Consider the following 21,984-nt stretch of genomic DNA (forward strand, 5'->3'; position numbering starts at 1 on the left):
TGTGTCAATGGATACTGCGCAGGAGTCGAGTGGAGAAGCGCTGAGCATCGCCGGTCTGCTCGAGTTCGAGGAGATCAGGGCCGCAGAGCCTGATGTGCTCGCCGGCGACGCGGGTCTCGGTCGGACGATCCGGTGGGTCCACATCGCCGACTCCGAACACGTCGAACGCTTCCTCGAGGGCGGGGAACTCGTGCTGACCACCGCCACGACCTTCCGCCACTCGCAAGCGGCGATGTCGGAGTTCCTCGACCAGCTCGAGCGAGCAGGGGCTGCCGGGACGATCATCGAACTCGTCGATGACGACTCCGAGCCCGATGCGGCGGCCGGGACAGTCGTCCGGGCGGCCGCCTCCGAGCGCGACCTGCCTGTCGTCGTGCTCTTTCGCCGGGTGAAGTTCGTCAGAATCACCGAGCTCGCGCACCGGAGCCTTCTCGCGCAGCAGATCTCGCGGCTCGAACATGCCCGGGAGATCCATGAGACCTATACACAGCTGAGCCTCGATCGGGCAGGGGTTCAGACGATCGTCGACCGTACGGCCGAGCTGTTGGGCACAGCGGTGGTCCTCGAGGATGTTTCGCATCGTGTTCTCGCTCATTCCGGGCGTGGTTCGCACACGCTGACGCAGAAGTGGATGGATCTCGTCACCGGAGCGAGCACGGCACCCGGTGAGCATGGCTCGGCGCAGTGGCGGCAGACGCCGGTCGGTCTGCGCTCACGCAGGTGGGGTCGGCTCGTCGTGCCCGCCGCGTCTGAGTCCCTCGCCGATCTCGATCAGGTCATCGAACGCGCCGGTGAAGCCCTGACGCTGACTCGAATGGCCGATCGTGATGAGCAGGATCTGCTGCTGCAGGCCCAGAGCGGACTGATCCGCGAGATCACGGACTCGGAGGGCTTCGACGAACGCTCGGCACGTCAGCGCGCCCGCTCATTGGGATTCACTCCCGCCGACAAGGCCGAGCTGACCCCGGTGGTCGTCCGCATCGTTCGGCAGACCGACACCGATCCGACTCGCGTGCAGCTGCAGGAGCGGGGTCTGACGCAGGAGATCGCCTCCGCCGCCTCGCGTCTGAACATGTGCCTGCTCATGACGAGCCTGCAGTCGGGTGCATTCGGGTTCGTCCTGGCACCGGCTCTCGGGAGAAACCGACGACCACAGCGGCGGGCTCCCCTGGCAGGAACTGACTCCGATGGGCACGGAACCGCGCAGGCGAGTCCGTTCGCTGCCGAGAACGCCGATGACCGTCTCAACCGCCTCCTCACCGAGCTCGAGGGAATCGCCGCGAGCTGGGTGGTCGGCGTCGGTCGGAGCAGCACCTCCCTGCTTCGTGCGGTCGCCGGTCTCGAAACGGCTTCCCACGTCGCCGAGGTCGCATCGACTCTCGATGTGCGCGAGCGTTCGTTCTATCGCTCCTCCGACGTTCGCATTCGCGGACTGCTCTCTCTGCTGGCCGAGGACTCGCGGGTCCGGGCCTTCGCCGAGGGAGAGCTGGGACCGCTGCTCGCCGATTCGACCGGTGATGACGGACGTCGGGGCGGTGTTCTGCAGTCACCCTCGGATTCCGCAGACGAGGAGCTGCTCGATCTTCTCGAGCTCTATCTCTCCCATGGTGGCAACAAGTCGGCGATGGCGCGGGCCGGGCACCTGTCCCGGCCCGCACTCTACGCCCGGATCACGCGACTGCAGGACCGCCTCGGCGTCTCGCTCGATGACGCGGAGTCGCGCACGGCGCTGCACCTGGCTCTGCTGTGGTGGCGGATGTACGGCTGAACTCAGGCGACTCGTGCGTATTCTCCCGCCCGCAGCTTCTGCCAGTAGTCGTCGAAGTCTCCGCGAATGACCTTCGCGAGCAGGTAGAGGCCGATGCCGTTGCAGATCGCCGGCAGGAAGAACACCGAGTCGGTGAAGACGATGACCGGGCCCAGCGACACCGATGCTCCGATGACGGTGAAGCAGAGGAAGACGATCTTGTAGACGTTCTCCGCGGATTTTCGATCGCCGAAGAGGTAGCCGAATCCCTTCATCCCGTAGAAGGTGTTGCTCAGCACCGTGGAGAACGCGAAGAGGACGACGGCGACGGCGAGCACGTAGGGGAACCAGTCGGCGACGGTCGCGAAGGACTGCGAAGTCAGGGTGACGCCGCTGATGGTATCGGGATCGGCCGACCTCCAGACTCCGGTGATGACCACGACGAGCGAGGTCATCGTGCACACGATCACGGTGTCGACGAAGGGTTCGAGTGAGGCGACGAAGCCTTCGGTCTGCGGGCGGTTCGTCCGCACGGTCGAGTGTGCGATGGGAGCATCGCCGACGCCGGCCGAATTCGAGTACGCCGCCCGCTGGAAGCCGACGATGAGGGATCCGATGACGCCGCCGGCGACGCCCTGCGGGTTGAAGGCACCGCCGAGGATCTCGCCGATGGCCTGCGGTATCGCGGTGAAGTTCGCAACGAGGACGACAAGGCAGCCGACGATGTAGAGGACCGCCATGGCCGGAACGAGAACTCCGGTGACCTTGGCCAGGGACTGGATGCCGCCGATGATGACGAGTCCGGTGATGACGGCCAGGATGACCCCGAGCAGCCAGCGGTTGTCCGACAGCCACGTGCCGAAGGCTCCGGTACCGGAGACCTCGACGAGCTGGGCGACGGCCTGGTTCGTCTGGAAGGCGTTGGTGCCCAGAGCCGCGAGCATCATGAAGAACGCCCAGAGTGCGGCGAGAATCTTACCCAGCCTGGCCTTGCCGAGCTCGGCGAGGCCGTCCCGCAGGTAGTACATCGGCCCGCCCGAGGTGGTTCCGTCGGAGTGGACGCGGCGGTATTTGACGGCAAGGAAGCACTCGGCCATCTTCGTCGACATGGCGAAGAAGCCGGCGACGACGAGCCAGAAGGCCGCCCCGGGCCCGCCGATGCTGATCGCGACGGCCACGCCGGCGATGTTTCCCAGGCCCACGGTCGAGGACAGAGCGGTGGCCAGGGCCTGGAAATGGCTGACTTCGCCGACCGCATCGGCGGTGGTGTAGCGGCCGCGGACGAGGTCGATGGCGTGCTTCATCCCGCGGACGTTGAGGAATTTCAACCAGAGGGTGAAGAAGACACCGAGCGCCACGAGCCACAGCACGATGATCGGGACCTCGGTGCCGAAGACCGGCAGCGGGAAGAACACGACGGATTCGACCGCCTCGGCGAAGGGGCGGAAATGCTGCTCGAGGAAGGCATCGATCCCGGCAGGAGGAGTGCTGGAGGCCTGTATCACGGGACCACCACCACCGGCACCGGCGCGTGGCGGACGAGACGATCGACCGTTGAGCCGAAGATCGCATTGCGCAGATGGGACTCTCCGGTGCGGGCGACGACGATCATGTCGTAGTCACCGCTCTGCCCCAGATCCGCCAGCACCTCGGACGGGCGCCCGTGAAGGACCTTGGATACGAGTTCGATCTTGTCCAGATGCCCCTCGGCCTCGGCCCATTCGGTGATCGGGTCGAGGGTCTCGGCTCTGGCGCGCTCTCGTTCGCGGACCACCTGCCCGGGACGCGCCTCGTTCTCGACAGTGGTCGGGAAGGCGAACTTCGACCAATAGACGACGTGTGCGATGGCGACTCTGCCTCCGGTCAGCGCTGCACGCTCGATGGCGAACCGCGCCGCTCGGACCGAATCCTGGCTGTGGTCGACTCCGACCAATATCGATTCCATGTTCACTCCCTGTCTCTTCGTCGAACACTGACGACGGCATGTTCTGCCGGCGTCCAGGTCAAGGAACCGGTAGACAGTTTGTCATACAATCGACGTGAAGACGAGAGGATCCTGCAAAATGGAGGAACCACCCAGCGCCCACCCGTCTTCCGCAAAGGCGGCGCACAGGCCCGTTGCTATGGGTGAGAACTGTCGCGATCAGCCGATTCGCGTGATCAGACGGCATGAAAAGGCGGGAGCCCGCACCGGAGCACGGCTTTGCCGGACCTCACTCGATTGTCCGACAAGCGTCCTCTGCGCCACATCGGAGCGCGGGCACGAGGCGGCGCCGCCGAACAGCTCGACGGGACGGCGCCGACATCGACCGAATGAGGTGCTCCAAGGCCACAGGAAAGCGGCATCGAGACCCTCGAAGGCGCAAGTCAGCCGAGGGGCACGCGGCTCGAGGGCACTTGAGAAGCGCGCGGCTTGAAGTCGGCGCAGGTCAATCGAACAGGGAGCGGATCGTGTCGGTGACGGGGATTCCGCGGTCGGCCGCCTCGGCGCGATTGGCGTAGCGACGGTCACCGGGCTGACGGTCCATGCCCGCGTCGCGGAGCATGTCGACGAAATCGCGGACTCGGTCCAGGTAGGCGTCGTTGCCGCCGCGTTCGGGGTCGATGACGATGAAGAGCTGGCCGGTGCGGAAGGTGTGGGCGCCCGCGGGGGCCTCCGCGTCGACCTCGTAGGTGAAGGCCCCGCCGGTCAGCCCTGCGGCCAGTGTTTCGATCATGAACGACAGCAGCGCGCCCTTGTGCCCGCCGATCGGGCGGATGCCGCCGCCGTCGAGGATGGCGTTCGGATCCGTGGTGTCCGCGCCGGTCGAATCGACTCCGGTCCCGATCGGAACCTCCCGGCCCTCGGCGCGCAGCAGCTGCAGGTCCCCATGGGACATCGACGAAGTGGAGAAGTCGAAGACGATGGGGTCCCCATCTGCCACAGGGGTGGCGAAGCCGAAGGGATTCGTGCTGAAGACCGGCCGCGTCGCCCCCTCGGGGACGACGGCGAGCTTGCCGCTGGCGATCATGCCCATCGCCACCCGACCGTCTCGAGCGAAGGACTCCAGATCGGGCCACAGGGCACTGAAGTGGTGGGTGTTGCACAGGGCGATGACGGCGACGCCGGTGTCGGTCAGCGCCCGGTCGATCGTCGGCCGCGCCTCGGCCAATGCCGGCTGGGCGAAGCCGTTGCGTCCGTCGATGCGGATATAGGAGGGACCTACGACGTCGACACTCGCCTCCGCAGCACCGTCCGCCCAGCCGCGGGTCAGAGAATCGAGGTAGCCGGCCACCCGGAAGACACCGTGGCTGAGAGTACCGTCCCGTTCACAGGCGGCGCAGTTGGTCGCCAGCACTCTCGCAACAGCCGAGGAGGCTCCTGCCGCGGTGAGTTCGGCTTCGATGGCCGCGACGAGATCGTCGAAGGCGATTCGATTCGTCCCTGAGGCTTCCCCGGTCGAGCCGGTCATTCCGCTGGCATTCACTCGAGGGCCTCCACCACATTCGACGTCGATTGTCTGACAAGGCGCCGTCAGATTGAGCGCGGCGCCCTCAATGTAACTGTTGTGTGTCAAATTGGCTCACATGTGTCGCAAATCACGAAGACTCGCTATAGAGTGAATTGTATGACACTTGACGGTTTGAAGTGTCGCTTCGCACCGACGCGGAGTCCCGTCGACACATCCGGCACCCTGGTCCGATGACCGTACCGGGGCATGACGAAGAGACAACGATGTCCAAAACCAGTCAGATCATCATTGCCATCGTCGGGGTCATAGTCCTCGCCCTCGCCGGTGGCTACTTCGGCGCCGGCTTCCGTTCAGGCTCCGGAGCAGGCGGCACCGAGAACGGTGCGTGGATTCAGAAGATCAAAGACCAGGGCGAGCTGCGGGTCGGCATCGCTTCCGCCCCGCCGATGACCGGTGAGCAGGAAGACGGCAAGATGGGCGGTCCCAACGTCCTGCCGCTGCAGAATCTCGCCAAGGAGATGGGTGTGAAGTTCACCCCGGTGGCCGCCGAGTGGTCGAAGATGGTCTCCGGCCTCCAAGCCGATCGCTTCGATGTCGGCGCCTACCTCGACGCCACCTCGGAGAGATCTCTGGCCATACAATTCACCGATCCGGTCTACACCTATGAAGGAGTCTGGATCGTCAAGGCCGACTCCGGCCTCAAGTCCACCGAAGACATCGTCGATTCGGGCAAGGGCATCGCCGTGGCCACCGGCACCTCCTATGAACGACGGGTCGAAGATCTCGGTGTCGACATCGTCAATGCCGAAGCGATTCCGCAGTCGATCTCGGCGATGGAGGCCGGCCGTGCAGTGGCCGCCTTCGGCGATCTCCCGACTCTCGCCGATGCCGCCCAGAAGAACAAGTCCCTGAAGATCGTGCGCCCCAAGCCGGTCATCTTCAAGAGCGATTCGAACTACGGGGTCAGTCCCGACATCGACAACCGTTCGCTGCAGGTGATCAATATCGCGATCCAGAACGCGAAGAACGACGGTTCCTTCCAGGCTGCTCTCGACAAGGCCGGAGTTGTGGACCCCAACGACCTCGGCGACCTTGAGATGAAGTGATCAGCAGGTTCGACGAGGAGTCATCATGAACTACCAATTCGATTGGACCGTCGTCACGAGCAACTTCCCCCGGCTGCTCGATGGTCTGGTGCTCACTCTTGAGATCGCAGTCATCGTCATCGCGCTGAGTATGATCCTGGCGATCCCGGTGGCATTCCTGCGGATGTCGAACATCGAAGTGGTGCGCTGGCTGGCCCAGCTCTACATCGAGATATTCCGCTGCACACCGTTGCTCGTTCAGCTGTTCTGGGTCTACTACGCCCTGCCGACACTGACTGGCATCACCATCCCCGGGACGATCTCAGCCATCATCGCGCTCACCCTCAACCTCACCGCTTTCATGGCCGAGGCCTATCGAAGCGGGTTCCAGGCGGTGCCGCCTGAACAGGTCGAGGCGGGCAAGATGCTCCGGCTCTCCCGGTTCCAACAGATTCGCTACATCATCGTGCCGCAGGCACTCAAACAGCAGCTGCCCGTGATCCTCTCGCTCAACATCTCGCTGTTCAAGGACACGGCTCTGGTCTCGACCATCGCCGTCGCCGATCTCATGTTCACTGCGAACAAGATCTCGACCGAGTCGTACCGGGCGCTCGAGATCCTCACCGTGGCCGCGCTGATGTACTTCGTCATCGCGTTCCCGGCATCGCTCATCCTCAGCAAGATCGAACGGAATCTCATGGTCGGAAGCAGCGTCAGGAAGAAGAAGGGACTTGCAGTGCAGATGATGCCCGGCGGGAAAGTGAAGGTGAAGCCATGAACGAGACCTCGACTGCCGCTGCGGGTTCGCGTCCGAGCGACGACAGTCAGACGAGCACGTCTCGCGCACATGCCGGCCGAGCGATCTCGGCGAACATCGGCGATGTGCTCGTCTCCTGCCGTGGTCTGCGCAAGAGCTTCGGCGATCGGGAGGTGATGAAGAGCATCGACTTCGATATGCGCGCGGGCGATATCACCGTCATCATCGGCCGTTCGGGATCGGGGAAGTCGACTCTGCTGCGCGCGATCGCCGGTCTGACCGACCCGGACGATGGGGAGATGACCTTCGACGGTGAAGTGGTCTTCTCGGAGCAGAAGCGGACACCGGCCTGGAAACAGGTCGACTCCCATGTGGGCATGATCTTCCAGAGCTACACATTGTGGCCCCATATGGACGTGCTCAAGAACCTCACACTGGCGCCGAGGAAGCGCCTCGGCATGTCCGAGAGCGAATCTCTCGAACGCGCCGAGAAGGCCCTTGCCGAGGTGGGGATGTCCGATCACATCCGGTCGAAGCCCGTCCAGCTCTCCGGCGGTGAGCGCCAGCGGGTGGCTATCGCCAGGGCGCTGATGATGCAGCCGAAGCTGCTGCTCTGTGACGAGATCACCTCGGCGCTCGATCCTCCGGTCGCCGCCGAGGTCCTCGATGTCCTCCGCCGGCTCAAGGAAGAGGAGGGCATCGCCGTCGCACTCGTCACCCACGACATGGCCTTCGCCTCGAAGGCCGCAGACCGTGTGGTGTTCTTCCACGAGGGAGAGATCGCGGTGAACGCGACGCCGGACGAGGCTTTCAACCATACCGAAGACCCCGAACTGAAGAAGTTCGTCGAAGCGGTGCGGTTCTGAACCGCAGCTTGGGCCCCGGGACCGGACGGTCTCGGGGCCCAAGCGCTTCAGGCGGGCAGGTCGCTCACGAGCCGAAGTCAGCGCACGTAGTCCGCGCCTGTGACGTCGATGGTCGGGCCGGTCAGGTGGCGAGCCCGGCCCGAGGCGAGGAACGCGACGAGTTCGGCCACATCTTCCGGCGGGGTGACTTCGCGCAGGGGCAGCCCCGCCAGCACTTCGTCCGATACCGCTCCGGCCGCCAGTCCGGTATCGACCCAGCCCGGTGCGATCGCATAGGCACACACACCGAGGCGGCCGTAGCCTCGCGCGATCCCCTTCGTCAGGCTGAGCAGACCGGCCTTGGCCGCACCATAGGCCAGGTGCTCGGCGTCGTCGCCGCGATGGGCCGAGCGGCTCGTCATGTTGATGACCGCTCCCCCGCCCTGCTCACGGAACGTCAGCAGGGCCTCCCGGCAGAGATCGGCGGCGGAGAGCAGGTTGAGCTGCATGTTCGCATCCCACCCCTCTGCCCACGCATCCTTCCCATCGGCTCGGGCGTCCTCCGCTTCGAGCGGTGAGGCGATCCAGGCACCGGCATTGTTGACCAGGGTGTCGACTCCGCCCATCGCCGAGGATGCTGCGGACCAGACCTGGGTCGCAGCTTCGCGGTCGGACAGGTCGCCGTGGACGAGGTGGACTCGATCGCCGAGTTCGGAGGCGAGCGCCTCGGCGCCGGTTCGGTCCGAATTGAAATGGACGGCCACCTCGGCGCCGTCACGATGGACGGCGCGGGCGATCGCGGCGCCGATTCCCTTCGACGCTCCGGTGACGAGGATCCGTCTGCCCTGCAAGGGCCCGGTCGTGTGTTCAGACATGGTCTCTCCTGTTCCCGGGGAATGACTGCCCCACCGTGTGAGGCCGCGGTTCAGCCCACCTGCGCAGCTCCGGCGATTTCGACTGCCGCACCGGAGACGAACGAGGCACGGTCGCTGAGCAGAAACGTCGTGAGTTCGGCGACTTCGGAGGGTCGACCGAGGCGCCCGAGCGGAATCGACGAGGCGAGTTCCGATTCTGCGATGCCGTGGTCATCGAGCTTCTGCTGCAGCATGGGGGTGAGGATCTCACCGGGGCAGATCGAATTGGCCCGCACCCCGTGTGCGCCGAAATCCCGGGCCAGGCTGCGAGTCAGCGACACAACAGCGGCCTTCGAGCTGTTGTAGGCGATGTGCCCGCCGGCCGGCTGCAGTCCCCACTGCGAGGCGATGTTGACGATCGACGCAGACTCGGCAGTCTTGAGCGAGGGCAGCGCCGCCCGGCACAGCCGCATGACGGCGTCGACGTTGACGGCATAGGTCGCCGCCCAGTCATCCTCGTCGATCTCGAGCAGGTCACCTCTGCGCATCACCCCGGCGCAGTTGACGAGCCCATCGACGGCGCCGAGGCGGTCGGCCACCTCGGCGATCAGATCCGCGCAGCCGGCGGACTCGGACAGGTCCGCGAGGAACGGTACGACCGTGTCGGCCGGGATATCGTCCGGAATCGCGGGTTCGACACGGTCGACTGCGGCCACCCGAGCTCCCTGCCTGGCGCAGGCGGCGGTGATGGCCGAGCCGATGCCGCCGGCCGCCCCGGTGACGATGATCGTGCGATTCTGCAGTTCCATGAGTGGCTCTTCTCCTGCCGTTCAGTGTCCTCAGCCGTCGGTGCCGGCCGTCGTCCGACCGACCCCACGGCCCCAGATGTCGCCGACGGTGTAACCGGCGGGGAACGGATCATCGGCCTCGACGACAAGCTGTTGGAAGCCGGTGATCCATCCGCGACCGCTGATCGACGGGATCACGGCGGGCAGTCCTTCGAGTGTCGTCGTCTCCTTCACCTCGGCGGTGAACGTCGTTCCCATCATCGATTCGTGGACGAACTCCTGTCCCACAGCGAGCTCACCGCGAGCATGTTTGGCGGCCACGCGACCGCTCGTGCCGGTTCCGCACGGAGAACGGTCGAGGGTGCCCGTCCACGTGCTCGGGTCGTCGAGAGCGACGACGCCGCTGGGCAGCACGACGGCATTGCGACCATCGGTGCCGGCGGTCCGGGCGGGACCGTGGAGCATCGGCAGCCCGATCCTGTCGATCTCCGGGATGAGCGGATGCCGGACGTCGAACGCCTCGTTCGCCGCCTGCAGCAGCACGCTGCCCGCCCGGATGATCTCTTTCGCATTCTCCGCTTCCAGATCCACTCCGAGGTTCTCCGCCGCGGTCTGCACGTAGAACTGACCCCCGAAGACGACATCGACGGGGACCGTTCCGTAGCCGGGCACGTCGAGAGGCAGATCCAGTCCGTGGACGAAGGCCGGCACATTGTCGAAAGTGACCTTCTTCGCACGGCCGTCGACCACCTCTGCGCGAGCGGTCACGACGCCTGCCGCCGTGTCGACACGCAGCTCGGTGACAGGCTCGGTGACGTCGACGGAGCCGGTTTCGACCAGGGCCGTGACAGTGCAGATGAGATTCGACCCGGACATAGGTTTGAACCCGCCCTGCTCCATGACGATCATCCCGAAGTCACAGCTGGGATCTGTCGCAGCGACGACGATCGGCGAACACAGACCCGGATAGCCGCGCGGCTCCTGCAGGATGAGGGTTCGGAACTCCTCGAGATTCTGTTCGCAGTAGCGCAGCTTCTCGGCCATGGTCGAACCCTTGACCCTGAGGTTCGAGCCGAGGAGCACTCGGCCCGGTTCTCCCGCGGCATGGACATCGACGGCTTGGATGATCTGTCTGTTCTTCACGCTTCCTCGATTCAGGAGCTCCTGCCGGTCTCTGTTCGTCTCAGGCGACGACTGTGACGCCTGCGTCACGGAGCAGACCGCGCAGCTCGTCGACGTATTCGTCGGCCAGCGGCAGGATCGGCAACCGGGTCGGGCCGGCGTCGACGCCGACTAGAGCCGTTCCCGTCTTGATGGCGCCAGCATAGTTGTGCGACTCGAGGAAGACACAGATCGGATTGATCTTCGCCCACAGCTCACGACCGCGATCGAGGTCCTTATCGACGACGACGGCCTGATAGAGCTCGGCACAGAGACCGGGGATGATGCTGGCGGCGCCCCAGACTCCCGCTTCTGCACCGAGGGCGAAGGCGGCGAAGGTCAGTGTGTCCCAGCCGTTGAGCGCCTGGATGTCCTCGGCCTGGTCGAATCGGACCTCGGTGAACTTCGGGAAGTCTCCGCCGGTGTCCTTATAGCTGGTCACACCTGTGCGACGGCCGAGTTCACCCAGCTGTTCGGCGCTGAGTTCCACCCCGGTCGCGGCCGGGATGTTGTAGTACATGATCGAGATGTCGACCGCCTCGGTGACGGACGCGTAGTGGGCGATGAGAGCGTCGAAGTCGGGAGCGTCGTAGAAGGGCGGGACGATCATCACGGCGTCGGCACCGGCGTCTTTCGCGTCGCGCGTGAGCTCGATCGTCTCAGCCGTGTTCAGGGCTCCGGTGCCGGCGACGACAGGCACGCGTCCCGCCGCGGCGTCGATGTAGGCGCGGTTGGAGGCTTTCCGCTCTTCGACGGTCAGGGCTGTGAATTCCCCGGTGGATCCGCCGGGCACGAGGCCGTGGACTCCGCCTGCGACGATGTGATCGACCTGGCGGCGGATGCCGTCGACGTCGATGGCCGATCCGTCGGCGGTGAACGGGGTGACGACGGCGGCGAGGACGCCGGTGAACTGCTGTGTGGTCATGGATCTCTCCTGCTCTGTTCGGAAATGTGCGGTGTTGGGGTCAAGTGGCGATGGGACCGGGTGATGGTGGCGGCTGGGTCGTCGAGGAGGCGAAGCAGTCTGCGTTCAGAAGCGGTTCGGGGACACGCGATCGAGAAGGTCGTCGGGCAGAGTCGAGCCGCCGTCGGTGATGAGTCCGGCGAGCAGCCGGGCAGAGCCGGGTGCCAGCGTCAGGCCGAGCATCGAGTGTCCGGAGTTGATATACGCATTGTTCACGGAATCGATCCGGCCGATGACGGGGAGGCCGTCCGGGGTCATGGGCCGCGACCCGGCCCACGGGGCCTGTTCGCCGGCGCCCTCGCCCCAGTCGCGGAAAGCTTCTTGAGCAGACCGGCGGATCGCGCCGACACGGACGTCGTTGACCCCGTCGTCTTTGCTGCCGAACTCCATCGTGCCGGCCAGCCTGAGCATGCCGTCGAGCGGTGTGACGGCGACGCGAGCGTCTTCGAGTGTCAGTGATGTGCGCAGCTGGATCGGGGCCGGTGAGTAGTCGATGCTGTAGCCCTTGCCCGAGTAGATCGGGAGCTTCTGCCCGAGTTCGGCCGCCATGGCACCCGAGGGGACACCTGCGGCGATGACGAGCGCGTCGGTGCTGATGACCTCGGCGTCTGCGGTGACAACGGCGGTCACGGCGTCGCCGGAGCGGATGAAGCGTCCGACACGGGTGTTCTCCCGCACGACGACGCCGAGATCAGCGAGTTTCGCGAGCAGGCCCGCCGTCAGGGAGTCGGGTTCGATCTGCCGGTCGGCGGGGAAGAAGAGACCGTGGCGGATCCGGTCGCTCAGTGCCGGTTCGGCCTCGCGGACCTCGTCATCGTGCAGTCGCTGCGGTCGGTGACCAGCGGCCTCGAACGCGGGCAGGCTCGCGCAGTGTTCGTCGAAGCGCTCCCGAGTCTCGAAGGCCAGCAGCACACCGCGGTCGTGCATCTCGAAGTCGATGCCCTGAGTCTGGTACTCGTCGAAGAGATCGTTCGCGTCTTCGCCGAGGCGGAGGTGGAGGTCCAGCCCGGCTTCGAAGTCACGCGCGTTGCAGTGTGTGGCCATCTGCAGCAGGAACTTGAGGTAGCCGGGAGCAAGCGACGGTCGGATCGACAGCGGGCTGTCGGGTTTCAGCATCCACCGAATTCCCTGGAGCAGAACCCCTGGGGCCGGAACCGGGGTGCTCTCGGCGATGGCGATCTTCGCGGCGTTTCCGTGGGAGGCGCCGGCTCCGCAGCGTCCGGCTTCGATGACGGTGACGTCATGGCCGCGCCTGGCCAGCTCATAGGCCGTGGTCAGCCCGACCACGCCTCCTCCGACGATGACAGTCCTCATTCGGTTCCCTCCATTGGTGTCCTGGCTGTCATTCAGCCACGCTGTCTATGCCATTATTGTATGACAATCTCTTGAGGAATACGCTACGCACAGTTCACAGAAGCGTCAATCCCTCTCGCCTCTGTGAATGATGGGCATTGTCCGGGCGAGTCCCGTGCAGTGCGGAGGCGGGTCGGCGGACAGCGGACCCGGTCGGGCGCGAAGAGTCGGCACAGACGATGAAGCGACGTGCCGGAGGACCCGCCTCGGCGAGGTGGGGTCCGCTGATTCCGAAGCTCTCGCCGGCGACATGCGCTCCTCCTTCGCCAGTCTGCGAAGAGGGAAGAGGAGCACCGGTGTGGACGGCAATGTCAGGAATGCGGCGATCGCGCGGTCAGGAATCAGTCCTTGTCGGCGGCGCCGGAGACCAAGAGGGCGAGCTCCTGCGCGCTGTCCATCGTGTGGACATCGAGCGCGGTGCGGATGCGGCTGCGGTCGCCGCTGCGGATCGCGCGCATCAGCGCTGCGTGGATGGCGTGGGCACGTCCGGAATCTCGTCTGGTGAACTGGTCGTAGGCGAGGATGATCGTCATCTGAGCTTCGACGACCGGCCAGATGCGCATGAGCAGATAGTTGTCCGCGGCTTCCCAGATGCCGCGGTGGAATCGGATGTGCGCCTCATGGACGGCGAGCGGATCGGCTTCGCTGCTTTCGCCTTCGAAGCGCTCCCAGATCTCCTCGAGGCGAGCCATCCGCTCCCCCGTGGGGTCATCGAGGATCTCGTCGATGGCTTCGGTGTCGAGGGCGACGCGAACGCGAGCGATCTCGAGCATCGAATCGACCTCGATGTTCGCCACCCGCAGGCCTCGGTAGGCCTCTTGGATGAGGAAACCGTCGCGAGCCATCTGGTTGAGCGCTTCCCGAGCGGTGGGGCGGCTGACGTCGAGCGATGACGTCAGGTCGGCCTCGATGATCCTCTCACCGGGAGTGAGCTCGCCGAGCACGATGCGGCGCTTGATCTCGTCGATCACGCGCTGTCGGCGCTCGGTGTTCGACGCGGGACGACGCGAGGATACACGGTCTGTCGCGCCTCTCTCTGTGTCCAGCGGCTCCACTCTTCGACTGCTTTCTCGCTGCGGCTGATCCGATATCGGGCTGGTGTCGCTTCAGGAATGCGACGCCGACTCAACCGGCGCGCGTCTTCCTGCACATTGTCTGACCGCCCGAAAGCAATTGTACTGAACTGCTGCCGATCGGACGGATTTCGGCAGATCGCCCCGACGCTGAGGCTGAGGACCTCGAGAGCGTCGGAGCAATTCACCGGCCCCAGAAGGAACAGTTCGTCTGTTGAGCGCAGAACGACCTGTCGACAAGAGCCTGACCGGCTCAGACAGTCAGGATGCGACCGGTGACGTTGCCTTCGACAGAGCGCACGAAGGCGTTCGCCACCGCCTCGTCCGTCACCGGGGTCATTCCGGCGAAGGCGTCGTGATAGTGCGGAGAGTTCGCGAGCACATTCGGGCTGACCGCGTTGATGCGGATCCCGCGCGGAAGCTCGGGCGCTGCAGATATGACGAATGATTCGACTGCGCCGTTGGCCATGGCCGCAGCGGAGGCGGTCGGAATGGGCTCGCGGCTGAGCACTCCGGTGACGAAAGTGATCGAACCGCCATCGGTCAGGTGATCAAGACCCTGGGTGACGAATTCGATCTGCCCGAGTGTCTTCGAGGTGAACGCTGCGACGTAGTCCTCGCGGGTGAGTTCGGTGACCGGCTTGAATGCAGCCGCACCAACGGCGATGACGATCGCATCCACGGCGCCGACCGACCGCAGAAGGTTCGAGATCGATTCGGCGTCCGAGGTGTCGACTCCCGGGTCGGTCGAACGGGTGGCGCTGATGACGTCGTGACCGCGCTGTTCGAATTCGTCGCGTGCCACGCCTCCGACATGCCCGCCGGATCCTACCAACAGAATCTTCATCCTGACCTCCTTGCTTGGTTCAGACGTCTCATCAACCGTTCGGTCAATGTGCTGCATTGTCAGTCATCGGCATTTTGACTGACAATCCTGAGTTTAGGGGATGCTTCTCGGTTCGACCAGCCCTCTCCCCGGTCGCCTCCCGTGCCGGCGGCCGAACGTCGATCGCCGGGGTCTACTTCGCGATGAAGTGGAGGCGCTTGTTGACGAACTCGCCCATTCCGATCGGGCCCATCTCGCGACCGAACCCGGACCGTTTCACCCCACCGAACGGGATCTCTGCAGCCTCCGCGGCAATCGTGTTCACGTGCGTCATCCCGACCTCCAACCGAGCGGCCACCCGATCGGCACGACCCTCATCGGTCGAGAACACCGAACCACCCAGGCCGAGGGCACAATCGTTGGCCAGTTCGAGAGCCTCCTCGTCGCTGGCCACCCGATACACGGTAGCCACGGGGCCGAAGATCTCCTCCCCATACGACTCGGAATCCCTGGGCACGTCGACGAGCACCGTCGGCGCATAATACGCAGCCGGACCCTCACCCAGCTCCCCGCCGATGAGCACCCGGGCACCCTCGGACACTGCCTTACGCACCTGCGCATCAACCGTCTCCGCGGCAGCACGGGACGACAGCGGCACATACTCGCCCTCACCGAGGTTCGCCGGGTCGCCCGGGGTGAGCCCGGAGCCGAGCCTGACGAGTTCGGCGACGAAGTCGTCATAGATGTCATCCATGACGATCAGCCGCTTGTTCGAATTGCACACCTGCCCGGCGTTGTACGTCCGGAACTCCCAGGCCCCGCGGGCGACCGCGGCGACATCGTCGGCGTCGAGAACGACCATCGGATCGATCCCGCCGAGCTCGAGCACGGCCTTCTTGAGGTTCTGGCCGGCCTGGGCACCGATGATCGCACCGGCACGTTCCGATCCGGTCAGAGACACGCCCTGCACCCGCGGGTCCGCGATGATCGCAGCAATCTGGTCGTGGTTGGCGAACAGGTGCGAGTATCCGCCCTCAGGCACACCGGCGGCGCCGAAGATGTCTTCGATGAGCAGCGCCGAACGCCCGCAGATGTCGGCGTGCTTGAGCATGATCGTGTTGCCCAGCACGAGATTCGGGGCCGCGAACCGGGCCACCTGGTAGTAGGGGAAGTTCCACGGCATCACACCCAGCAGTGCGCCGATCGGCAGAGCCTCGATCCGAGCAGTGCCCGGAATCGTCGACGGGATCTGGTAGTCCGTGGCCAGGCTGGGACCGTGGACTCCGTAGTAGTCGATGATGTCGGCGGCGAACTCGACCTCGTCGACGGATTCGGCATAGGACTTGCCCATCTCGGCAGAGATCGTCTTCGCGAGCTCGTCCTTGCGTTCGCGGAAGATCTCCGCGGCCCGGCGCACGATCCCCGCCCGTTCCTGGATATCAGTGTCCTTCCACGTCAGGTACGCGGTGTGAGCGGCGGTGACGGTGGACTCGATCTCAGCGTCCGTGGCCTCGGGGAAGGTCTCGAGGACCTGCCCGGTCGCGGGATTCTGGACGCGATAGTTCGACATTGAATTCGGCTCCTCGGAAGTCATCGCGATCGCTGTCCGGTGGTTCAGATCGGTCGCGCGGTGGTCGTATACAGCGGTTTGATGCGGCAGTCGCGAGCACGGCCGACCGCGAGATATCGTTTCGGTGGAATCAGCGAACACTATGGCACGCTCTTCCAAGCATTGTATGACAAACTGGATTCAAAGGGAACCGGGCGAGGAGGCCACGGCCCGGCGAAGACAGTCGGGCACGCAAAAACCCCTGCGATCTGATTCGGATCGCAGGGGTTCTGCACAACGCGGAGTCGGTGGGATTTGAACCCACGGTCCCCCTATTGGAGGACTTCACCTTAGCAGGGTGACGCTTTCGGCCGCTCAGCCACGACTCCATCTGCAATGCAGTGATCCGTTCCGGCGAAATGCGCGGTAACAGACCCTCCAGCACTACGGAATACAGCCTAAGGGAAAGGAGCCATCCAGGGCAAAGCGCGAACGCCGAGAGTGGGCTTCGTCATAGTCGAGTCGACCTGTGACGCGCGCGAATTCGGGCCGAACGTCCCCTTTGTACCGCTCCCCCACACCGGAATTCCAGCATTCATCAATGTCCGGGCGTAAAATCGGCGTGAAGTGCTTTGCGGTCTGAACTCATTTTCCCGCAGGAACACCGGTCGGAAATCCGATTGCCGCGGTGTGCCCTGCGCCGGAAACGAGAACGGCGAGCGGGCCGTACTGCACGAGTAGACAGTTTTTGAGGAGTAGACAACTTGCCAGAGTTTCCCCCTGACAAGCGCGGACCGCATGGGAGCGACCCCGATTCCCGGACGACAGGTCGTCGGCTCCGCGCCTCCTCTCGCCCTCGCTTCCGCGGCGACACCGCCGCCAGTGACAGTGACTCGACACCGCAGTCGAACCCTCAGGGGCCGGATTCCCGGCACGGTGACTCGCAGCAGCGGCCCACCTCGGCAGTGAATCCTCGCCGGTCCCGCACGAATTCCGGCCAGTCTTCCGACCGGACCCCCGAGACGACCTCCGAGACACGTGCCGACCGCTCCTCCCGGACGGACTCTCGCCCATCCGGCGACTCGTCGGGCTACAGGCTCGGCGAGAGCAGCCGCGGGGAGGGATCACCGGTCCGGTCGCCGCACGCTCCGCCGCCGCGCCCTATCGCTCCGCGCACTCGCCGCGAAGCCCGCATGCTGCGTGCTGCCGCCGCCAGCGGCGCTTCGGCAGCCGGAGTGGCCGCCGCGGCAAGCTCGAACACACAAGACGAATCGGGCACCGGTTCGGACCCTGATTCTGCGCACGACGCCCCGCGCACATTCGCGGGGGACGAATCGGCCGCCTCGGCGAGGGATTCCCACGACTCCGACCGTTCGGACGACGGTGCCGACAGAGCCTCCGCTCCGACGACGCGCCGCGATGCCCGTCAGCAGCGCTCAGCCGAGTCCCGGGGCCGAGGCCGGAGATCGGCGTCCGGGGCACGGGCAGGCCGGAAAGCGGCCGGCGCAGCAGCGGCCGGCGCGGGAACCACAGCTGCCTCTGCCGGGAGATCATCTGCCGGAACCGCTTCCGAGGGCGCGAACTCGACTTCCGACGGGAAGCCGACCGGTCGCGCACCGGGACGGGCACGCCGTCATTCCTCCCGCCTCGGCGAGACGTTCCCCAGCCTCGTCGGCTGGACTTCGCTGAGCACCCTCCTGCCCGGAGTCGGACTGCTGCGCACACGCTTCCGGCCCGCGGGTCTCGTCGTGTTCGGGCTCTTCGTTCTCACTCTGCTCGTCGGTCTCGTCTATCTGCTGGTCAAGGGACCGGTTCGCGCGGTCGCCACGGTCGTCGCGAGCCCCTCGCTGCTGAACTTCCTCGCCATTGCCGCCGTGCTCGTGGCCGTGATCTGGATCCTCGTGATGATCGTGTCCCACCTCGGGCTGCGCCGCGGGCACCGATACCGGCCCTGGCAGAATAAGCTGGCCGGCGTCCTCGTCGTCTCCCTGGCCCTCATCATCGGCATCCCGCTGGGCGTCGGGTCCGTCTTCGCCCGCGTGCAGTCCGACACGGTGGCCAGCCTCTTCGGCGACAGCACCGGGAAGTCCGAGAGTGCCGAGGACCTGTGGGCGGACAAGCCCTACATCAACGTCTTCCTCATGGGCCGCGACAACGGCGACGACCGTGAGGGCACCCGCCCGGACACGATGCTCGTGGCCTCCATCGACACGAAGACCGGCAATGCCGCGCTCATCTCCGTCCCCCGAAACCTCGCGTTCCCGGTCTTCCCCGAAGGCAGCGAACTCGAAGAAGCCTGGCCCGACGGATTCCGACCCTCCGGTGACTCGTCCCAAGACCTCATCAACGCCGTATGGCAGTGGGGCGAACAGAACCCCGACCAGATCGGCAACCCGCACGGGCTCGAACCGGGAATGTGGGCGACGATGCAGGCCGTTGAAGGCTCTCTGGGCCTCAAACTCGACTATTGGTCCTCGGTCGACATGGCCGGGTTCGAAGACGTCGTCGACGCCATCGGCGGAGTCAAGATCGACGTCGAACGCCCGATCCCCATGGGCGGCGGAAAGTCGATGTCCGGTGTGAAGAACGAGGTCTACGGCTGGGTCGATCCGGGCCCGCAGACACTCAAGGGCAAGGACGCACTCTGGTACGTCCGCTCCCGCGAAGGCAGCGACAACTACGACCGCATGTGCCGCCAGCAGCGCATGCTCAAGACCACGCTCGAGCAGGTCGACCCGCAGGAGATCGCCACGGCCTATCCGAAGCTCGCGAACTCCGCGACGCGGAACATCGCCACCTCGATTCCGCAGAACGAGATCCCGGCGTTCATCGAACTCGCCATGATGATGCAGAAGGGAGACGTCACCACGGTGCAGATCAACAACGACGTCACCCCCACCTACGACCCCGACTACGACGTCCTCCACGACTGGATCCGCGGCGAGGTCAAGGGCGCATCCGACGGCGAAGAGACCCCGAAGCCGACGAACGACGGCAGCAAGTCCCAGGAGTCCGAGGACAGCGCGGATTCGACCGAGGACAGCGCCGCTGAGGACAGCACCACGGAGGACACGGCCGATTCCGCGGATGGTTCCACCGATGAGTCCGGCGCCGAGGCGGACGCCACCGAAGCGGCGACGCCGGGTGAGCCCAACGCCGAAGGCAAGTGCTACCCGAAGGGGTTCAAGCCCGGTGACGACTTCCCCGGCTACCCCGGGCCCAACGGCGGAACCGGCGAGCAGGGGTGAACGAATCTCCCGTCCCCGCGGTCGCGATCATCGGGGTCGGACCGCGGGGTCTCACCGTTCTGGAGCGGCTCGTGGCGCTGGCGACGAGACGCTTCGCTGACCGCGCCGAGCCCGCAGGCAGCGGATCCGGCGTGTCCCGCCGCTCAGCTGACGGCACCGCCGAGCCCGCGCTGACCATCCACCTCATCGATCCGTACCCACCAGGTGCGGGCATCGTGTGGCGCACCGACCAGCCCGAGTCCCTGCTGATGAACACCACCATCGCCGAGCAGACCGTCTTCCCCGACTCCAGCTGCACCTTCCTCGACCCCGGCGAAGCACCGACTGGGCCGTCCATGGGCGAGTGGTACCTCGCCGACGGCGGCACCGAACCCCTCCATTCGACCTTCCCCAGCCGCAGCCTCTACGGTCGCTACCTCCGCGACGCCTACCGGCGCATCCGCGCCGGTGCACCGGACTTCATCGAGATCATCGAACACCCGACGAGGGCCGAATCCGTCATCGATCTGCCCACGATGGACCTCCCCGAGCCGGCGTCTCAGGGATCGCGGGCCACGGTTCCCGAACAGCTCGTGCGCTGCCAGAACGGCACGACGATCGTGGCCGGCGCCGTCGTGCTCGCCGTCGGCCACATTCCCAGCGCCCAGCCGGAGGAGCGTGCCCGCCTCGCCGCATTCGCCGAACTGCATGGCGGGCTCTACCTGCCGCAGGGTCTGCCCGCGGAGACCCCCGTCGCCGAGGTGGCCCCAGGGGAGCGGGTCATCGTCCGTGGCATGGGGCTCAACTACTTCGACCTGCAGACCCTGTTCACTCATGAGCGCGGCGGTCGCTTCGAACCGGAACCCGGCAGTCAGCTGCGCTATGTGCCCAGCGGTGAAGAACCGCGGCTGGCGCTGGGTTCGCGACGCGGAATCCCGTATCGCAGCAAACCGATCTGTCACGAACACCCGCGCCGAGACTGGCCGCTGCGGTACTTCACGAAGGACAACATCGCGCTGCTCGCCGGGCTCGAGGACCTCGACGGGGAACGCAGGGCCGGTGCCCGGTTCAACGATCAGCTGTGGCCGCTCATCCTCGCCGACCTGCGCCTGGCGTACTATCACACGCTCTCACAGGTCCGCCCCGAAGCGTTCACCGATGATCCCGGCCAGCTGCGCGAAGCCATCGGTGAAGCGGTCTCGCGCCACCTGACCCGCCGCACCTGGCAGGAGACGCACCCGCAAGCAGCGGGTGAAGGCGGTGCCTCCGAGGCTCGGGCCGCTGCAGCCGTTCGTGCAGCGGCGAGCGCCACGACCACCGAGGAGGCCGCCCGCCACGGTCGCGTCACCCGCGAAGCCTTCGCCTGGTCGGAGATCGAAGAGGCACTCGTGCCCGATCCCGCCGACCGCATGTCCCTGCACACTCTGCTCAACCCGCTCGAAGGTGAGCTGTTCACCAGCCGCGAACCCGGCGAGCCCGGGTCTCTGCACGAGTGGATGCTCGACTTCCTGCGCACCGACCTGCGCAGCTCCCTGGCGGGTCCGACCGGCAGCCCGGAGAAGGCGCTCTTCACTGTTCTGTGGCAGTCGCGGCTGCTGCTCAAGGAGCTCATCGTCGCAGGTCACATCGACCGCGTGAGCATCGATATGGAGATCCTCGGCTGGTTCGAGGGCTTCGTCTCCGGCATCTGCGATGGGCCTCCCCCGCAGCGGATCGCCGAACTGCTCGCCCTCGCCGAGGCGGGAATCGTGTCGTTCATCGGCCCCGATATGCGCATTGAGGAGAACCCGGATGCGCTCGTCGCGCCTGAACCGGACGCCGATGCGGTGCCCGGTGCGAAGGCGCAAGGGCCGCGACCGGAGATCTTCACAGTCACCTCGGCGCAGGCCGCCGGCGAGATCACGGGCAGCGTCGTCATCGATGCCGCGTCCCCGACGAACTCCGTCTCGCGCGCAGCGGATGTCCTGCTGTACGGGATGCTTGAGCGCGGTCAGCTCACCGCAGCCCGTCTGACCTTGGACGACGGTCGGGAGAAGTTCCTCAACGGGCTCGCGCTCACGCCTCGGCCCTATCGCACGATCGACGTCGAAGGCAACGTCCACCCGCGCCGATTCGCACTGTCGATCCAACTGTCGTCGAAGCAGTGGGGTCTGGCGATCGCCGCGAACCCCGGCACCGATGCGGCCACGCTCCACGACTCGCACGCCGCCGCCCAGGCGATCCTCGACCTCCTCTGAAGTCCCGCAGGCTCTCACCGGGTACCAGGGGCTGAGACGATGCGAGGCAGGGCACCGATTCGGGAA

At 65.8% G+C, this 21,984-nt stretch carries 17 protein-coding genes and 1 tRNA gene; 6 read left to right on the forward strand and 12 right to left on the reverse strand.

Annotated features, from left to right (window positions below; all coding sequences use genetic code 11):
* Positions 1 to 7: 7 nt before the first annotated feature.
* The gene (locus tag FHG09_RS07060; RefSeq protein WP_152346949.1) at positions 8 to 1,768 is read left to right on the forward strand and encodes a PucR family transcriptional regulator; all 1,761 of its coding nucleotides are present in this window, start codon (positions 8 to 10) and stop codon (positions 1,766 to 1,768) included.
* A 2-nt stretch (positions 1,769 to 1,770) separates the two neighbouring features.
* On the opposite strand, the gene FHG09_RS07065 is transcribed toward FHG09_RS07060, so the two are convergent.
* The 3 genes from FHG09_RS07065 to FHG09_RS07075 form a co-directional block, all read right to left on the reverse strand.
* Entirely contained in the window at positions 1,771 to 3,252 is a 1,482-nt protein-coding gene (locus FHG09_RS07065) for an alanine/glycine:cation symporter family protein (protein WP_227492608.1), read from the reverse strand.
* Complete coding sequence (locus tag FHG09_RS07070) at positions 3,249 to 3,692, reverse strand: universal stress protein (protein WP_152346950.1); 444 nt, start codon at positions 3,690 to 3,692, stop codon at positions 3,249 to 3,251. The genes FHG09_RS07065 and FHG09_RS07070 overlap by 4 nt, the downstream gene beginning before the upstream one ends.
* A gap of 484 nt (positions 3,693 to 4,176) precedes the next feature.
* A complete protein-coding gene (locus FHG09_RS07075; RefSeq protein WP_227492609.1) occupies positions 4,177 to 5,214 on the reverse strand; it encodes an Ldh family oxidoreductase in 1,038 nt (345 codons plus the stop codon).
* Between the two features lie 248 nt (positions 5,215 to 5,462).
* Here FHG09_RS07075 and FHG09_RS07080 point away from each other — a divergent pair, with 248 nt between their 5' ends.
* From FHG09_RS07080 to FHG09_RS07090, 3 genes are read left to right on the forward strand one after another with little or no spacing between them, the layout of a single operon-like run.
* Entirely contained in the window at positions 5,463 to 6,305 is an 843-nt protein-coding gene (locus FHG09_RS07080) for a substrate-binding periplasmic protein (RefSeq protein ID WP_193627302.1), read from the forward strand.
* A gap of 25 nt (positions 6,306 to 6,330) precedes the next feature.
* The gene (locus FHG09_RS07085; RefSeq protein ID WP_152346952.1) at positions 6,331 to 7,062 is read left to right on the forward strand and encodes an amino acid ABC transporter permease; all 732 of its coding nucleotides are present in this window, start codon (positions 6,331 to 6,333) and stop codon (positions 7,060 to 7,062) included.
* Positions 7,059 to 7,907 carry an amino acid ABC transporter ATP-binding protein gene (locus FHG09_RS07090; RefSeq protein WP_152346953.1) on the forward strand — a complete coding sequence of 283 codons (849 nt, stop codon included), beginning with the start codon at positions 7,059 to 7,061 and terminating at the stop codon, positions 7,905 to 7,907. Before FHG09_RS07085 ends, FHG09_RS07090 begins: the two co-directional genes overlap by 4 nt.
* Positions 7,908 to 7,984: 77 nt before the next feature.
* Here FHG09_RS07090 and FHG09_RS07095 read toward each other — a convergent pair whose 3' ends face one another.
* The 9 genes from FHG09_RS07095 to FHG09_RS07135 all read right to left on the reverse strand — a co-directional run bounded on the left by FHG09_RS07095 (position 7,985) and on the right by FHG09_RS07135 (position 16,843).
* Positions 7,985 to 8,761, reverse strand: coding sequence for an SDR family NAD(P)-dependent oxidoreductase (locus FHG09_RS07095; RefSeq protein ID WP_152346954.1), 777 nt, complete (start codon positions 8,759 to 8,761; stop codon positions 7,985 to 7,987).
* A gap of 50 nt (positions 8,762 to 8,811) precedes the next feature.
* A complete protein-coding gene (locus FHG09_RS07100; RefSeq protein WP_152346955.1) occupies positions 8,812 to 9,549 on the reverse strand; it encodes an SDR family NAD(P)-dependent oxidoreductase in 738 nt (245 codons plus the stop codon).
* A gap of 30 nt (positions 9,550 to 9,579) precedes the next feature.
* Complete coding sequence (locus FHG09_RS07105) at positions 9,580 to 10,671, reverse strand: proline racemase family protein (RefSeq protein ID WP_152346956.1); 1,092 nt, start codon at positions 10,669 to 10,671, stop codon at positions 9,580 to 9,582.
* Between the two features lie 40 nt (positions 10,672 to 10,711).
* Positions 10,712 to 11,614: a dihydrodipicolinate synthase family protein gene (locus FHG09_RS07110; protein ID WP_152346957.1), complete on the reverse strand. Its 903-nt coding sequence runs from the start codon at positions 11,612 to 11,614 to the stop codon at positions 10,712 to 10,714.
* 105 nt (positions 11,615 to 11,719) lie between these two features.
* Positions 11,720 to 12,967: an NAD(P)/FAD-dependent oxidoreductase gene (locus FHG09_RS07115; protein WP_152346958.1), complete on the reverse strand. Its 1,248-nt coding sequence runs from the start codon at positions 12,965 to 12,967 to the stop codon at positions 11,720 to 11,722.
* Positions 12,968 to 13,347: 380 nt separating this feature from the next.
* On the reverse strand, positions 13,348 to 14,061 hold the full coding sequence (locus FHG09_RS07120) for a GntR family transcriptional regulator (RefSeq protein ID WP_227492610.1): 714 nt from the start codon (positions 14,059 to 14,061) through the stop codon (positions 13,348 to 13,350).
* Between the two features lie 271 nt (positions 14,062 to 14,332).
* A complete protein-coding gene (locus tag FHG09_RS07125; RefSeq protein ID WP_152346960.1) occupies positions 14,333 to 14,926 on the reverse strand; it encodes a short chain dehydrogenase in 594 nt (197 codons plus the stop codon).
* A gap of 172 nt (positions 14,927 to 15,098) precedes the next feature.
* Positions 15,099 to 16,475, reverse strand: a complete 1,377-nt coding sequence (locus FHG09_RS07130; protein WP_152346961.1) for an NAD-dependent succinate-semialdehyde dehydrogenase — start codon at positions 16,473 to 16,475, stop codon at positions 15,099 to 15,101.
* Between the two features lie 279 nt (positions 16,476 to 16,754).
* Positions 16,755 to 16,843: transfer RNA gene (locus FHG09_RS07135), tRNA-Ser, on the reverse strand.
* A gap of 804 nt (positions 16,844 to 17,647) precedes the next feature.
* Here FHG09_RS07135 and FHG09_RS07140 point away from each other — a divergent pair.
* Together FHG09_RS07140 and FHG09_RS07145 are read left to right on the forward strand one after the other, a co-directional pair.
* Positions 17,648 to 19,702 (forward strand): LCP family protein, encoded by a 2,055-nt coding sequence (locus FHG09_RS07140; protein ID WP_152346962.1) that lies wholly within the window; start codon positions 17,648 to 17,650, stop codon positions 19,700 to 19,702.
* Positions 19,699 to 21,918, forward strand: a complete 2,220-nt coding sequence (locus tag FHG09_RS07145; protein ID WP_152346963.1) for an FAD/NAD(P)-binding protein — start codon at positions 19,699 to 19,701, stop codon at positions 21,916 to 21,918. Before FHG09_RS07140 ends, FHG09_RS07145 begins: the two co-directional genes overlap by 4 nt.
* The last annotated feature ends 66 nt before the right edge of the window (positions 21,919 to 21,984 follow it).

This window comes from Brevibacterium sp. CFH 10365 (assembly GCF_009299785.1).
GTDB classification, from domain to species: Bacteria; Actinomycetota; Actinomycetes; order Actinomycetales; family Brevibacteriaceae; genus Brevibacterium; species Brevibacterium limosum.

What these genes read in the sequence shown, in the direction of transcription:
- FHG09_RS07060 (WP_152346949.1), top strand. Translation starts at nt 8, where the DNA reads ATGGATACTGCGCAGGAGTCGAGTGGAGAAGCGCTGAGCATCGCCGGT.
- FHG09_RS07070 (WP_152346950.1), bottom strand. Translation starts at nt 3,692, where the DNA reads ATGGAATCGATATTGGTCGGAGTCGACCACAGCCAGGATTCGGTCCGA.
- FHG09_RS07080 (WP_193627302.1), top strand. Translation starts at nt 5,463, where the DNA reads ATGTCCAAAACCAGTCAGATCATCATTGCCATCGTCGGGGTCATAGTC.
- FHG09_RS07085 (WP_152346952.1), top strand. Translation starts at nt 6,331, where the DNA reads ATGAACTACCAATTCGATTGGACCGTCGTCACGAGCAACTTCCCCCGG.
- FHG09_RS07090 (WP_152346953.1), top strand. Translation starts at nt 7,059, where the DNA reads ATGAACGAGACCTCGACTGCCGCTGCGGGTTCGCGTCCGAGCGACGAC.
- FHG09_RS07095 (WP_152346954.1), bottom strand. Translation starts at nt 8,761, where the DNA reads ATGTCTGAACACACGACCGGGCCCTTGCAGGGCAGACGGATCCTCGTC.
- FHG09_RS07100 (WP_152346955.1), bottom strand. Translation starts at nt 9,549, where the DNA reads ATGGAACTGCAGAATCGCACGATCATCGTCACCGGGGCGGCCGGCGGC.
- FHG09_RS07110 (WP_152346957.1), bottom strand. Translation starts at nt 11,614, where the DNA reads ATGACCACACAGCAGTTCACCGGCGTCCTCGCCGCCGTCGTCACCCCG.
- FHG09_RS07115 (WP_152346958.1), bottom strand. Translation starts at nt 12,967, where the DNA reads ATGAGGACTGTCATCGTCGGAGGAGGCGTGGTCGGGCTGACCACGGCC.
- FHG09_RS07125 (WP_152346960.1), bottom strand. Translation starts at nt 14,926, where the DNA reads ATGAAGATTCTGTTGGTAGGATCCGGCGGGCATGTCGGAGGCGTGGCA.
- FHG09_RS07130 (WP_152346961.1), bottom strand. Translation starts at nt 16,475, where the DNA reads ATGTCGAACTATCGCGTCCAGAATCCCGCGACCGGGCAGGTCCTCGAG.
- FHG09_RS07140 (WP_152346962.1), top strand. Translation starts at nt 17,648, where the DNA reads ATGCTGCGTGCTGCCGCCGCCAGCGGCGCTTCGGCAGCCGGAGTGGCC.